General features: G+C 55.7%; 10 protein-coding genes and 1 tRNA gene. 2 read left to right on the plus strand and 9 right to left on the minus strand.

Annotation, left to right across the window (positions count from 1 at the left end; all coding sequences use genetic code 11):
* Positions 1-73 precede the first annotated feature (73 nt).
* The 6 genes from QP503_RS05245 to polA form a co-directional block, all read right to left on the minus strand.
* A complete protein-coding gene (locus QP503_RS05245; RefSeq protein ID WP_103632599.1) occupies positions 74-2485 on the minus strand; it encodes an HAD-IC family P-type ATPase in 2412 nt (803 codons plus the stop codon).
* A gap of 66 nt (positions 2486-2551) precedes the next feature.
* Positions 2552-3598: a TerC/Alx family metal homeostasis membrane protein gene (locus tag QP503_RS05250; protein WP_103632598.1), complete on the minus strand. Its 1047-nt coding sequence runs from the start codon at positions 3596-3598 to the stop codon at positions 2552-2554.
* A 233-nt stretch (positions 3599-3831) separates the two neighbouring features.
* Positions 3832-5901 (minus strand): excinuclease ABC subunit UvrB, encoded by a 2070-nt coding sequence (uvrB, locus tag QP503_RS05255; RefSeq protein ID WP_103632597.1) that lies wholly within the window; start codon positions 5899-5901, stop codon positions 3832-3834.
* A 76-nt stretch (positions 5902-5977) separates the two neighbouring features.
* Positions 5978-6664 carry a dephospho-CoA kinase gene (gene coaE / locus QP503_RS05260; protein ID WP_006681071.1) on the minus strand — a complete coding sequence of 229 codons (687 nt, stop codon included), beginning with the start codon at positions 6662-6664 and terminating at the stop codon, positions 5978-5980.
* 284 nt (positions 6665-6948) lie between these two features.
* Entirely contained in the window at positions 6949-8394 is a 1446-nt protein-coding gene (gene rpsA, locus QP503_RS05265) for a 30S ribosomal protein S1 (RefSeq protein ID WP_101627759.1), read from the minus strand.
* 194 nt (positions 8395-8588) lie between these two features.
* Entirely contained in the window at positions 8589-11297 is a 2709-nt protein-coding gene (gene polA, locus QP503_RS05270; protein WP_103632596.1) for a DNA polymerase I, read from the minus strand.
* 159 nt (positions 11298-11456) lie between these two features.
* On the opposite strand from polA, the gene QP503_RS05275 reads away from it, so the two are divergent.
* Complete coding sequence (locus QP503_RS05275; protein ID WP_442953376.1) at positions 11457-11774, plus strand: PaaI family thioesterase; 318 nt, start codon at positions 11457-11459, stop codon at positions 11772-11774.
* A 77-nt stretch (positions 11775-11851) separates the two neighbouring features.
* Here QP503_RS05275 and QP503_RS05280 read toward each other — a convergent pair.
* A tRNA-Leu gene (locus QP503_RS05280) sits at positions 11852-11925 on the minus strand.
* Between the two features lie 66 nt (positions 11926-11991).
* Here QP503_RS05280 and QP503_RS05285 point away from each other — a divergent pair.
* Positions 11992-12585, plus strand: coding sequence for an ANTAR domain-containing response regulator (locus QP503_RS05285; protein ID WP_006681076.1), 594 nt, complete (start codon positions 11992-11994; stop codon positions 12583-12585).
* A gap of 114 nt (positions 12586-12699) precedes the next feature.
* Here the strand turns inward: QP503_RS05285 and QP503_RS05290 are convergent, their stop codons facing one another.
* Together QP503_RS05290 and pyk are read right to left on the minus strand one after the other, a co-directional pair.
* Complete coding sequence (locus QP503_RS05290; protein ID WP_006681077.1) at positions 12700-12915, minus strand: hypothetical protein; 216 nt, start codon at positions 12913-12915, stop codon at positions 12700-12702.
* Between the two features lie 298 nt (positions 12916-13213).
* A complete protein-coding gene (gene pyk / locus QP503_RS05295; RefSeq protein WP_006681078.1) occupies positions 13214-14659 on the minus strand; it encodes a pyruvate kinase in 1446 nt (481 codons plus the stop codon).
* Positions 14660-14665: the final 6 nt, after the last annotated feature.

Below are 14665 nucleotides of genomic sequence, written 5' to 3' on the forward strand. Positions count from 1 at the left end.
TACAGTGTGGGAGAACGTTTTGGCGTTCTCCCACACATGCATGTACGGCATCTGTTAAAGCTCGCGCCGATGCTCAGAATTGCGCCGTGTCAGAGGCACCGATGGCCTCTGCATGAGCGTGTTGACGCTTGTGGTACAGGCGGTGGCTGGCTTCAATCAAAAGTCCGGCACCGACTCCTGACACCCCGATCACAAGCCAATGTTCGTGCGTGGGCCAGCTGAGCGCTAAGAAGGTGCGGATGGTGGGAATGGAGACTCCCATGAACGCTCCGAGCGCCATGAGGAGCACGAGTCCACCACGCCAGCCTAAGAGCGGACGAGCGGTGACCGAGACTAGCCAGAGCGCACCGACAATCAGCGAAAGCGTGGCAATGGTCCTCGCGTACTCATCTCCAGGGCCCACGATTGCGTAGCTACCTAGCGCTGCCAGCGTCAAGGCAATTCCTGCGGGTAGCGCTAAGGCAAGTGTTCGGTGCAGGAACCCAGGCACGTAACGCCTAGCATTCGGTGCGAGAGCAAGGAAGAATGCGGGGATGCCGATCGTCAGTGCATCGATGTAGGTGAAGTGACGTGGAAGGAACGGGTATTCCCACGCCATCAGAGCACACGTCACAACAATCAACGCCGCGTAAACGGTTTTGGCAAGGAAGAGAGCACAAACGCGTTCCATATTCGCAATGATGCGTCGCCCTTCGCCCACCACTCCTGGTAATACAGCAAACTTTGAATCAATCAAGACGATCTGCGCAACAGCCTTCGTTGCCTGAGACCCGTTGCCCATCGCGATTCCAAGGTCGGAATCTTTCAGAGCAAGGGCATCGTTCACTCCGTCGCCTGTCATTGCGACCGTGTGTCCATTAGCCTGCAGTGCCTGGACCATCGCGCGCTTTTGCTCCGGCGTCACACGCCCGAACACATCCGTTTTCTCAACGATCTGGCCGAACTCATCTGACAAAGTATCTACGGGGAGAGTGCGCGCATCCGTGATGACCAAAGGCTTCCCGTCAGGACGACTCAAACCCGCTTGGCGTGCCAGAGCGCCAACAGTCACCGGATTATCACCCGAAATCACTCGAACGCGGACGTCTTGGCGAGCAAAATATGTCAGCGTATCGGCTACGTCTACACGCAAGTCTTCTTCCAAGACAATGATGCCCACAACGCGTCGTGTGTCTGGAAGCAAGTAGTCACCGGAAGAGGCGTCGAATGCCGTTGCCTCGTCGCACTCTTGGCTACGAGCCAGGGCAACAACGCGCAAACCTTCCGCCGAATACTCGTCGATGAGCTGATCAAAGTCCCCGGGTTCTTCCGAAGAACGAAGAATCTCCGGAGCGCCCAAATACCAGCTGCCACTCGTAGTCCCACACGCTGACCACTTGCGAGCTGATGAGAACGGAATCGCCCAATTCACCTGGCCTAGATCCGCGTCGGAATAATAGTCGTCAATCGCCTGCGCTGTTGCATTCGCACGATTGGCGCTCAGAGCTTTCAAAGCGAGCGTGGCCTCATCCTCCGAAACATTCGCACCAATGCGAAGCGTGCGCACCCGAATATGGCCTGTGGTGAGAGTGCCCGTCTTATCAACGCAGACACTGTCGACTCGTGCGAGGACTTCCACCGCGGGCAGTTCTTGGACAAGCACTCCCCTGCGCGCCAACGTCGCCGAACCGATCGCGAAGTTCATTGAAGTCAGGAGCACGAGGCCCTGTGGAATCATTCCCACAACGCTCGCGACCGCCAACACGATCGCTTGGTTCCAGGCCGCATCAGTGCCGGCAATACGGGTTTGCGACCACATGGTCAGCACAATCACCGGAATGAGTAGCGCGGAAATGACACGCAGAACCTTGTTGATACTCACCTGAATATGCGAAATAGTCCGCGTGTAGACGCGAGCTCGGCGAGAAAGATCCTGCGCGTATGTCTGTGCTCCCACCGCGTGGGCAACCATGAGTGCACTACCAGCAACGACCGAGGTTCCTGCAAGAACCTGATCGCCCACTTTCTTCTTGACGGGTGTTGATTCACCGGTCAGTAGTGCCTCGTCAACCTCGAGGCCCGAGGATTCTTCAACGACGCCATCTGCGCAAATCTGCGTACCCAGTTCAAGGCACATGACATCATCAAGCACAACATCCTTGGCCAGGATCTCTTGAGTTTTTCCACCACGAATAACCAACGCTGTTGGAGCATCGACGATTGCGAGTGAATCAAGAGTCCGCTTCGCCTTCAATTCCGAAGCAATGCCGATAATCGCGTTGATAATCAGCACTCCCCCGAAGACAACATCCTGAGGATGCCCAAAGATGAGCACCAGCACCGCAGCACTGATCAGGATCGCGTTAAACAGCGTGAGAACATTCTCGCGAATAATCGAGGCAATCGATCGCGAGGTCCTTTGGCGAACATCATTCGTTTCACCGCGTGCAACGCGTTCTCTCACCTCAGCGTGCGTCAGACCGGAGAGTGTTGAAGAGTGCGTCATTACGTCCTTCGGTGTGGGCGACGGTTTTACGTTGGACGGGTACGTAAGCCCCGTCGGGGCAACGTGTCAGTCAAAAGTACGAGCGGGCTTTTCCTTCTCCAGAACGTGGGTGTCTGGAGCGTCCTTTAACGCCATCGAACGGCTCTTCAGCAACGATGTCACGACCGTCACCACGATAGTCACGATGATAAAGGACAGGGATGGAAGGATTCCGATTTCCGGTGCCCAGTGAATGCCTTCGCCTCCGTTAAGGAACGGAAGCGTATTCTCGTGCATCGCGTGGAAAACCAGTTTCATTCCGATGAAGGCAAGGATTGCTGCCAAGCCGTAGTTCAGGTAGACCAGTCTTTCCAGCAGACGTTCGATCAGGAAATACAGCTGACGCAGACCAAGCAGAGCGAACGCGTTCGATGCGAACACCAAATAGGGTTCATGGGTCAGGCCGAAAATTGCCGGAATCGAGTCGAAGGCAAACATCAGGTCAGCAGTGCCCAGCGCGAAGACCACCAGGAGCATCGGCGTCAGGTACGTGCGACCACCGTGGCGGTGCAGGAACTTGTCACCAATGAAACCGTCGGTCACCGGGAAAACGTGACGCATCAGTTTGACGAAGGAATTCTCGTGGTATTCCTCCTCTTCGTGTTCATCTTCTCCGCCAACACCTTCACGTGCTTGCGAGAAGGCGGTCCAGAGTAGCCAGGCGCCAAAGATAAAGAAGATCCACGTGAAGCGTTCAATCAGCGCTGCGCCAACAAGAATGAAGACGAGGCGCAGAACGAGGGCGATGATGATGCCGGATAGCAGTGCCTTCTGTTGATAGTTACGAGGCACCCTGAACGACGACATAATGATGATAAAGACGAACAGATTATCGAGTGACAGAGCTTTTTCTGTCAGAAAGCCAGCGTAGTATTCGCCGGCAAATTGGCCACCGTAGACGCCCCAAATGATGAGGCCAAAGGCAAGACCAAGAAGAACGTAACCGATCGACCACCAGGTCGATTCTTTAAGAGTCGGAGCGTGCGGTTTACGGACGTGGCCAACGATGTCAACGGTAATGAGGGCAAGAATTGCGACGGCCAGACCAAACCAGCCGAGGGCGTGAACATGCACGGGTGGGAACCTCTCTGAGGTACGAGCAACTATGGTGAGGTCTCTTCCCACCCGATGTTCGGGCTGCTGATCCGAGCGATGCTCGTGTCCAACGCCGTGGTGACGAACCAGCACTTCGTGGGATTACTCCCCTCGCGAACTAGTCTACCTAGATCGCGCTACGATGCCCCGATGAAAAGCCAGTATGTGGAGAACCTAACGAGATTACCCCCAAGCGGACGCTTCAGCTCTCACTACTGAGCTGCCCTCATGTGGCGCAGTTCCTTCTTCAGATCCTGCAACTCATCGCGTAGACGCGCAGCGACCTCGAACTGTAGGTTTTCGGCGGCTAGCATCATTTGCTTCGTCAGGTCTTCGATCAATTCTTCAAGATCTGCTTGCGCTACACCCGCGAGGCTGAGTGCATCAGGCTTCGAACGAGCAGACGCTGATTTTTCCTTACGGTATCCGCCGTCGAGTAGCGTGCGCGTATCAACTTCTTCACGCACAAGCATGTCGGTGACGTCAGCGATCTTCTTACGCAGTGGCTTCGGGTCGATACCATGCTCGGTGTTGTAGGCAATCTGTTTCTCACGACGACGTTCAGTTTCGCTGATCGCAGCTTCCATAGATGGCGTGATGTTGTCGGCATACATATGCACTTCGCCCGACACGTTGCGTGCTGCACGACCGATAGTCTGGATCAGCGATCGGGTCGAACGCAGGAAGCCTTCCTTGTCCGCATCGAGGATCGAAACAAGGGAAACTTCCGGTAAATCCAGACCTTCACGTAGCAGGTTGATGCCGACCAGGACGTCGAAGTTGCCTTGACGCAGTTCTCTGAGCAACTCAACGCGACGCAGGGTATCGATGTCAGAGTGCAGGTACTCGACACGGACGCCACGGCGAGCGAGGTACTCGGTCAGGTCTTCCGCCATCTTCTTCGTGAGCGTCGTGACAAGAACACGCTCATCCTTTTCGACACGCTCGCGGATCTGTTCCAGAAGATCGTCAACCTGTCCCTTCGTGGGCTTGACGATAATCTTTGGATCCACCAGACCAGTTGGGCGAATCACCTGTTCCACTACCCCATCGCTTCGTTCAAGTTCGTAGTCACCCGGGGTTGCCGAGAGGTAGACTGTCTGGCCGATGCGTTCAACGAATTCGTCCCACTTCAACGGTCTGTTGTCCATTGCTGAGGGCAGTCGGAAACCATGATCGACCAGGGTACGCTTGCGCGACATATCGCCCTCGAACATGGCACCGATCTGCGGAACTGTCACGTGCGATTCGTCGATGATCAGGACAAAGTCATCGGCAAAATAGTCCATCAGCGTATGGGGCGGAGTGCCGGGACCTCGTCCATCGATATGACGCGAATAGTTTTCAATGCCCGCGCACGATCCGATTTCTTTGAGCATTTCCAGGTCGTATGTGGTGCGCATGCGCAGACGCTGGGCTTCAAGTAACTTGCCTTGGGATTCGAACCACGTGAGGCGTTCTGCCAGTTCTTCTTCAATCGAGGCAATGGCTCGCTTCATGCGCTCTTCGCCGGCAACGTAATGGCTGGCCGGGAATAGATAGACGTGATCGACTTCGTTGATGACGTCACCGGTCAGGGGATGCAGGACTGCCAGAGAATCGATTTCATCCCCAAACATTTCGATGCGGATCGCCAGCTCCTCGTACACTGGGATGATTTCGATGGTGTCGCCACGAACTCGGAAAGTGCCTCGCGTGAAGGCGACATCATTGCGCACGTACTGCATGTTGACGAAGGCGCGAAGAAGGGTGTCGCGGTCGACGATCATGCCACGTTCCAGCTCAATCATGCGCTCGACGTACTCTTGTGGAGTACCCAAGCCGTAGATGCACGACACGGAAGCAACGACCACCGTGTCACGACGGGTCAGCAGGTTGTTCGTCGCCGAGTGGCGCAGACGTTCGACCTCATCGTTGATCGACGAGTCTTTCTCGATGTATGTATCCGTCTGCGGAATATAGGCTTCCGGCTGGTAGTAGTCGTAGTACGACACGAAGTACTCGACAGCGTTATTAGGCAACAGTTCGCGGAATTCAGCGGCAAGCTGGGCGGCAAGCGTTTTATTCGGCTCGATAATGAGCGCCGGTCGCTGAATCTGCTCAATGAGCCACGCAGTCGTTGCGGTTTTACCCGTGCCCGTAGCGCCGAGGAGAACAATATCCTGTTCGCCGTCATTCAGGCGCTTGACCAATTCTGCGATTGCAGTCGGCTGGTCGCCCGATGGCGTGTAGTCAGAGACAACCTCAAACGACGCTTCTTGCCGCACAACTCGTTTGCTCACAGTCCTACCGTAGTCACTTTGTCAGACTCATGCCGATTGAGGACCTATCGCCTGCTCGTGATGTACGAGGCCGGAATCATCTGCCGGTCGGACTGCCAGTTGTGCCCGAGTGTGTCAGCCATTGGGCATGAACTGTCGCAACCAGACGGTGAAGATCCACGAGCGAGCCGGTGTTGGTTATCCAGATGTGGCAGATCGCACGTCGTTCATCACTGTTCGCTTGGGATGCGATTCTTTTTCGGGCCTCGTCAATCGTCATCCCGCGGGCTTGTAGACGGCTCAGGCGCATATCAAGCGGAACATCGACCATGATCACGGCGTCAAACTGGTCTTGCATATGTTGCTCAGTCAGCAGAGGAACATCGTAAAGAGCAATGTTCCCCGGTTGGGCGCTTGAAAGAATCTGGCGGGAACGCTCAGCAATCAAAGGATGAGTGATTGCTTCCACTGTCTTTCGAGCACTGGCATCGGTGAAGACCTGCTGGGCTAGTGCTCCTCGATTGAGAGTCCCGTCATCATTCAAGATGGCGTCGCCGAACACTTCTTCGATACGACGAAGACCGACGCTTCCAGGTTCGACCACTTCACGTGCGATGGCATCTGCGTCGGCAACGACCGCGCCAAGACTCGCAAACGCAGTGGCAACAGATGACTTTCCAGAGCCAATTCCACCGCTCAAACCGACGAGCAGTGCGCGGTCTGTTGGAATGACGAAAGGACGAAGAAGGTCAGCAGATGCGCCTCCCATGTGAATCTGGGTCATGATGCATTCCTAACGGCTGTTACGATCCGAGCGACTTCATCCTGATCCGTTGCAATCGCAACGCTAGGAAGATCCTCAACACACCTCAATATGAGTCATAGCTTCATTGTCCTATATGAGTCGACGAGCGACTAGCGTCCGATATTCTTCAACGTCCATACAGGCTGGAGAATGCAGTCATAGGAGAATCATTCGACGCGTGGTGTGAATAAACGCGTGTGCCCCACGAACACCGTTCGTGGGGCACACGTTCATCACATCAGAGCCGAGGCTCTGTGATCAGTTCAGTTTCCGTTCGTGAGCTTCTCACGCAGAGCTGCGAGAGCCTCATCGGAAGCGAGGGTACCAACGGTCTCCGGCTCGACGGAGGACGAGGAAGAGGTGGCCTCGGGAGCAACCGGAGCTGCTTCGGCATCTTCTTCCTGCGCCTTGACGACCTGAGCCTTGTGGGCCTGCCAGCGTGCCTGCGCTTCGGCATACTGTGCTTCCCAAGCCTCGCGCTGTGCCTCGTAGCCTTCCATCCATTCCTGGGTTTCCGGATCGAAGCCTTCGGGGTACTTGTAATTGCCGTCTTCGTCGTACTCAGCGGCCATGCCGTACAACGAGGGATCAAACTCTTCGGAGGTCGGATCGATGCCTTCGTTTGCCTGCTTGAGCGACAGGGAGATGCGACGACGTTCGAGGTCGATATCGATGACCTTCACGAATGCGTCGTCGCCAACCTTGACGACCTGATCCGGCAGCTCGACGTGACGCTGAGCAAGCTCGGAAATATGGACGAGGCCTTCGATGCCGTCTTCGACGCGGACGAATGCGCCGAATGGAACAAGCTTCGTGACCTTGCCCGGCACGACCTGACCGATCGCATGGGTACGGGCAAATGCCTGCCACGGATCTTCCTGGGTTGCCTTGAGGGACAGGGAGACGCGTTCGCGATCCATGTCGACGTCGAGAACCTCGACGGTGACTTCCTGGCCAACCTCAACGACCTCTGACGGGTGATCGATATGCTTCCAGGAGAGTTCGGAGACGTGGACGAGGCCGTCGACACCACCGAGGTCGACGAACGCACCGAAGTTAACGATCGAGGAGACGTTACCGGTACGAACCTGACCCTTGCCAAGAGTGTGGAGGAAGTTCGTGCGAACCTCGGACTGGGTCTGTTCAAGCCATGCGCGACGCGAGAGCACAACGTTGTTGCGGTTCTTGTCGAGCTCGATGATCTTCGCTTCGATCTCGCGACCAATGTACGGTGCGAGGTCGCGGACGCGACGCATTTCAACGAGGGATGCGGGGAGGAAGCCACGAAGGCCGATGTCGAGGATAAGACCACCCTTGACGACCTCGATGACGGTGCCGGTAACAACGCCATCTTCTTCCTTGACCTTTTCGATCTGGCCCCAGGCGCGCTCGTACTGTGCGCGCTTCTTCGACAGGAGCAGACGGCCTTCCTTGTCTTCCTTCTGGAGGACGAGGGCTTCGATCTTGTCGCCAACAGCAACAACATCGTCAGGGTTCACGTCGTGCTTGATGGAGAGCTCGCGAGAGAGGATAACGCCCTCAGTCTTGTAGCCGATGTCGAGGAGGACCTCATCGTGGTCAACCTTGACGACAGTGCCCTCGACGATGTCGCCATCGTTGAAGTACTTGATGGTTGCGTCGATGGCGGCAAGCAGATCTTCGGTCGAGCCGATGTCATTAACCGCGACCTGCGGCGTATTGGTGGTCATGTAGTTGTGTCTCCGAAACGGACTGAATAGTAGGTGTACAGAAGTGGCGAATCGGCATTCGCGTACACGAGTGCCAAGACACCGCTAGTAAGTCTACCAGTTCATTAACGCGATCTTTTCCACTGTTTGGTGGATAAAAACGTGGTTTCGGTCGCGTTTATCTGTTACGGACACACATGTGATCACCCATCCACCTAGTGGGCGGCGGCCATCCAGTTCGCTCCCACTCCCACTGCGACATCCAAAGGCACCTTCAATTGGACTGGCGAGCTCATCTTGTCGCGGACAAGCTCCTCAGCCTGCTGACGTTCTTCCGGTGCTATTTCAAGTAACAATTCGTCGTGGATCTGGAGCAGTACGCGTGACTTCATGTCAGCCTGATGCAGAGCGTCGATGAGGTTGACCATCGCAATTTTCACGATATCCGCTGCACTCCCCTGAATCGGCGCATTCAAAGCAGCACGTTCGGCCATCTCGCGGCGCTGCCGGTTCGATGAGGTCAGGTCGGGCAGATAGCGCCTACGACCGAACATCGTTTCCGTGTAGCCGTTGATCCGAGCCTCGTCGACGAGCGAATTCAGATAGTCGCCTACCCCCGCGAAACGTTCGAAATAGCGGTCACGCAACGCGGCTGCTTCGTGGACTGGAATATGCAGTTGTGCGGACAGACCGTACGAGGACAATCCATACGCGAGACCATATGACGTGGCCTTGATGCGAGAGCGTTGCTCACCCGTCACGTCTTCAACGGGCGTATCGAAAACCATCGCAGCCATCGTCTTGTGCAGGTCCTCGCCGGTAGCGAAAGCTTCGATCAAGCCCTCATCTCCCGACAAATGCGCCATGATGCGCATTTCAATCTGGGAATAGTCGGCGCTCATCAAAGACTCAAAGCTGGGGCCAGCAACAAAACCGGAACGGATCTTCAGACCATCTGGGCTACGAGCTGGAATATTCTGCAGATTCGGGTCCTTGGATGCCAAACGGCCAGTTGTGGTAACAACCTGTGAGAACGTCGAGTGAATGCGCCCATCGGGGTTGGTGGAGGAAATCAGCGTGTCCACCATCTGCTTCAATTTGATTCGATCACGGTGCATCAGCAACGAGTCAAGGAATACGAAGCCTGGACCACCCGAATCTCGCGTCTTTTCGCGCAAGTCAGCAAGAGCTTCAGCGTTCGTTGTGTAGCCGGTCTTCGTCTTCTTCGTCTTGGGAAGATCGAGGACCTCGAAAAGAATCCTCTGCAGTTGCTTGGGACTGGAAAGATTCACATCTTCACCAATCACATCAAGAGCACTCTTGCGGGCCGCATCAACTTCGAATCCCAGTTGCGTCGACTGGGAGCGCAGCTCGTCACTATCAACGGCAATACCTGTCGCTTCCATCTTCGCCAAGACCCTAGATACGGGAAGCTCCATCTGTGTCAGCAGGTCCAGTTCACCGTTATCCGCTAAAAGCGCGCTCAAGGTCTTCCACACAAACGGCAGGGAGTAGCAGATACGCGCGCATCGTTGAATACGTTCTTGAATCTCACCGCTGCCAACGATCTCGAAGAGAGCGTCCGTCTTCTTTTCTTCTTCGGGCAACTCAATGTTGAAATAGCGGTTCAAGATTTCTTTGATCTCGACGTTCTTCGAATCGGGGCGTGCAAGATAGGCGGCAAGCTGAACGTCCTTCGAAGGCCAGGCCATCGCCCACCCGTGTCCTGCCAAAGCGTGAGACAAGGCTTTAGCATCATGAACGACGTGCGAATCGCTGTGCTTCAGGACCTTCACTAAAGCCTGATCCTGCACCGGAGAGAGCGTGGTCGGGTCAATGACAAGGACGCGACTTCCTGCGCTCAACGCAAGAAGATCGATGTGTCCATGAGCAGGGATCCCCTCCCCGTCGGCCCAAATCGCATCAATATGGCCGACCGAGCGTGCCCAGCCGGAAATGTCAGTAGCAGCGGAAGCGACCGACACCGTTAAGGGCGCCGTCCAAAAAGCCTGGTCGGCCTCGTTCCCCGATTCTTCTACTGAGTCATCGCCTACACTGACCGCAAGCACCTGGTTACGCAGGCGCCCAAACTCCAACGTATCGAACAACGCAAGCAATTCAGTCTTTTGAGTAGCCCCGGGGACAAGATCCCCCAGCTCAACCCCCAGGTCCAGATCCGTGAGCAGACGATTCAAACGACGATTACGCGCAACATCATCGCCATGTTCGCGCAGAGCCTCGCCACGCTTACCCTTCACCTGATCAGCATTCGCCATCAGGTTATCGAGGCCATCGAACTCGTTAATCAGCTTTGCCGCTGTCTTCGGTCCAATACCGGGAACGCCGGGCAAATTATCGGAGGTCTCACCGACAAGAGCCGCAATTTCCGGGTAACGGAACGGTGGGACACCGTACTTTTCTTCAATAGCAGCGGGCGTCATGCGCTTCAAGTTCTCGGTCGACGCACCCGGATAGAGAACCGTCACATTCTCAGTCACCGTCTGGAAAGAATCCCTATCCCCCGACGCGACCAAGACACGCATCCCGGCTTTCTCACCACGGTGAGCAAGCGTCGCCAAAATATCGTCGGCTTCGTAGCCGTCCTTGCGCAGGGAACGAATACCCATCAGTTCCAAAACCTGGCTAATCAGTTCAACTTGGCCTTTAAAGGGTTCCGGCGTCGCATCACGCGTTCCCTTATACTCCGGATACTCCTCGGTGCGGAAAGAATGGCGCGACACGTCAAACGCCACCGCAACATGGGTCGGCTTTTCCTCTTGGAGCATCTTCACCATCATCTTGATGAAGCCGTACACCGCATTCGTATGTTGCCCCGAATGTGTCACGAAACGGTCAGCCGGAAGAGCATAGAAGGCGCGAAAAGCCATCGAATGGCCGTCGATAATCAGCAAAGTGTCACTCACACATGTAACCCTAGAGGTATGCATGGACAAACCGCACGACAAACCGCGCCCGATCCTTCCCACAATGGCGGATTCGTGGGCGCACATTGGCCACATTCCCTGATGGAAGCCATGCGAATGGATGTGTTAGAACATTCGCCCGAAAAAACAGTGATCTTAATGCCCGTCGAAGGAAACACCCAGTCAGCTGGGATTCTTCACGGTGGGGCAAGCGCAGCGCTCGCGGAAACCGCAGCATCATTTGCTTCCCAGATTCACGCTCGTAACGTTCACGGCGCCGATCGCGGGTTCGCGGTGGGCACTGAACTGACGATTTCCCACATCTCGTCGGTTTCTACCGGTCGAGTGATCGCGACGGCAACGGCTATTCACCTGGGTGGTTCATCGACAGTCCATCTTGTTGAAATAAAGAACGAGGCCGGGAAGCTGATTTCGTCGGCGCGCGTAACGAACCGGATTATGGCGCGACGAGCTTGATGGTTCCCAGCACACCACGATCAGCGAAATGAAAAGTGCCACGGTAGTACGAAAACTACCGTGGCGCCCTTCGCAAGTACCCCGAGTGGGATTCGAACCCACAACAAGCCGGGTTTGAGCCGACCGCCTCTGCCAGTTGGGCTATCGGGGCGTCGCCGTAATCGGCGCCGTTTAAGTTTATGATAGAGCTAGGAAACCTACAAACCGAGGATCAGTTATGACCACTGAAGTTCAAAACGAACCACGCCGCGTTCTTGTCGCAGAAGATGAGGGCCTGATTCGTCTGGATATCGTTGAAACCCTCACTTCTGCCGGATTTGAGGTTGTTGGTGAGGCCGCAGACGGTGAAGAAGCCGTCCAGCTTGCACTTGAGCTCGAACCTGATCTCTGTGTCATGGACGTGAAGATGCCCCGCATGGATGGCATCACCGCCGCTGAAAAGATCCTTCAGGAGCTTTCGTGTGCTGTCGTCATGCTGACCGCGTTTAGCCAAACAGAGCTTGTTGAACGTGCTCGCGATGCGGGCGCAATGGCGTATGTTGTGAAGCCCTTCAGCCCCGCGGATTTGATTCCTGCCGTTGAGATTGCCCTTTCGCGTCATCAGGAAATCGAATCTCTCGAAGAGGAGATCGCCGATCTTTCTGACCGTTTCGAAACGCGTAAGCGCGTTGACCGCGCGAAGGGCCTGCTGCAGAAGAACATGGGCATGACCGAGCCCGAGGCCTTCCGCTGGATCCAAAAGACCTCGATGGATCGTCGTCTGTCAATGCGCGAGGTCGCTGACGCTGTTATCGATCAGGTTGACGACTAAACCCGAAGGCTGACACAAACGGTGGCGGGCAGTTCTTTCGAACTGCCCGCCACCTTGAGTGTGTACTGGTCACAGCTACATCACCGTTTGAGTGAGGCCACTGCACCGTTCAGATCATGCTGCTTCGATCAGCTCAAGGCCGAGGAAGTCAGCTGCGCGTCCACGTGAACGCGGGTTGGAAAGATCTGAAATTGCGCGAGCAATACTCACATCAATCATTTCGTCAAACCAAGGCTTGACTGCATTGGCCAGCTGGTCGATATCCAGGTTGTTTGCCTGACGATTCAGTGCCTGAGAATGGACTGACACAGTCCGGGTACGCGTATTCATTTTTCTTCTCCATCATTCATTCATCAGACCGTATGCAGGTATGCGCGTTGTTCGCGCAGGCAACCTCATACGGTAGGTCGTATGTGCCGAAAGCTTTCTCAAATACCCTCATCGGCATTCTTACTCGCCGTGGCACTCCCACTACCCTACACGATTTCGCGTAGTCCGCCATCGGAAGCGCCCCTTCGTGTTGCACGCCATGAAGTCCCTAGTCCATCACGAACAATCAAAGCGTCCGTGTCACGAATAAAAATGGCCAGACTACCGAAGCAGTCTGGCCACCTTTCACATGCTGGTGTCAGCGAAGTCCGCCACCGATTGAGTAGTCGACTTCATCGCCCACCTTGTGCAAGCGAAGCATGTTCGAGGAACCTGCGGTCCCCGGTGGCATACCTGCAACGATCACGAGTTCGTCACCAATTTCAGCGAGGCGCGACGACTGCGCAACCTGGTCGACCTGCCACACCATGTCATCGGTGTGACGGACCTCAGGAACGCGGTAGGTCTGAATACCCCACGTCAATGCCAGGCGACGACGCGTTGATTCCAGCGGAGTAAATGCGAGCATCGGAATCGGGCGACGCAGACGCGACATCATGCGAGCCGAAGCACCGGACTGAGTGAAGGTCACCAGGTAGCGAGCATCAAGATGCTCAGCAATCTGAGCGGCAGCTTCACAGATGACGGCCGCACGGTCGTTGACGAAGAAACCAGTCAGTGCGGCGATCATTTCGCCACCGTTTTCTTCGGTGGACTCGATAATACGAGCCATCGTGCGAACAGCTTCGATCGGGAACGCACCCACTGAAGTTTCGCCGGAAAGCATGACCGCATCGGCACCGTCAAGGATGGCGTTTGCACAGTCAGAAGCTTCAGCGCGGGTCGGTCGAGGATTCTTAATCATGGAATCCATGACCTGGGTTGCGACGATCACCGGCTTCGCAGCACGGCGAGCCAGTTCGATGGCGCGCTTCTGAACCAGCGGAACGGACTCGAGCGGCATTTCAACGCCAAGGTCACCGCGGGCAACCATGATCGCGTCAAACGCATCGACGATTTCCTGGAGCGCTTCGACAGCCTGCGGCTTTTCGATCTTGGCGATCACCGGAAGACGACGACCGTATTCGTCCATGATCGCGTGGACATCATTGATATCCTTTGCATTGCGGACGAACGACAGAGCGATGAAGTCTGCGTCGTTTTCCATTGCCCAACGCAGGTCCTCTTTATCCTTCTCGGAAAGAGCAGGAACGGACACTGCGACGCCGGGAAGGTTCAAGCCCTTGTGGTCGGAAACTACGCCGGGGACCTCAACCTTGGTGATGACGTCGGTATCGGTGACCTCGACAACGCGGACTGCGACGTTTCCGTCGTCAATCAGCAGGCGATCGCCGGGAGCACAGTCACCAGGCAGACCTTTGAAGGTCGTACCAACGAGTTCCTTAGTTCCAGGCACGTCGCGGGTTGTGATGGTGAACGTGTCACCAACAGCGAGGACCTGGGGCCCTTCTTCGAACGTCTCCAGGCGAATCTTCGGGCCCTGCAGGTCAACGAGGATTGCAATGGCACGCCCTGAAGTCGCGGAAGCACGACGGACCTTTTCAATAACAGCTTCGTGCTCTGCAGCCGTGCCGTGTGATCGATTGATTCGGGCGACATCCATACCGGCGTCAACCAGTGCTTGGACTTGCTCCGAAGAATCAGTGGCAGGGCCGAGAGTACATACAATTTTTGCTCGACGCATAGCCCA

Source organism: Pauljensenia sp. UMB0895, from assembly GCF_030218905.1.
Taxonomy (GTDB): Bacteria; Actinomycetota; Actinomycetes; order Actinomycetales; family Actinomycetaceae; genus Pauljensenia; species Pauljensenia turicensis_A.

What these genes read in the sequence shown, in the direction of transcription:
- rpsA (WP_101627759.1), bottom strand. Translation starts at nt 8,394, where the DNA reads ATGACCACCAATACGCCGCAGGTCGCGGTTAATGACATCGGCTCGACC.
- QP503_RS05275 (WP_442953376.1), top strand. Translation starts at nt 11,457, where the DNA reads ATGCCCGTCGAAGGAAACACCCAGTCAGCTGGGATTCTTCACGGTGGG.
- pyk (WP_006681078.1), bottom strand. Translation starts at nt 14,659, where the DNA reads ATGCGTCGAGCAAAAATTGTATGTACTCTCGGCCCTGCCACTGATTCT.
- coaE (WP_006681071.1), bottom strand. Translation starts at nt 6,664, where the DNA reads ATGACCCAGATTCACATGGGAGGCGCATCTGCTGACCTTCTTCGTCCT.
- QP503_RS05245 (WP_103632599.1), bottom strand. Translation starts at nt 2,485, where the DNA reads ATGACGCACTCTTCAACACTCTCCGGTCTGACGCACGCTGAGGTGAGA.
- QP503_RS05290 (WP_006681077.1), bottom strand. Translation starts at nt 12,915, where the DNA reads ATGAATACGCGTACCCGGACTGTGTCAGTCCATTCTCAGGCACTGAAT.
- QP503_RS05285 (WP_006681076.1), top strand. Translation starts at nt 11,992, where the DNA reads ATGACCACTGAAGTTCAAAACGAACCACGCCGCGTTCTTGTCGCAGAA.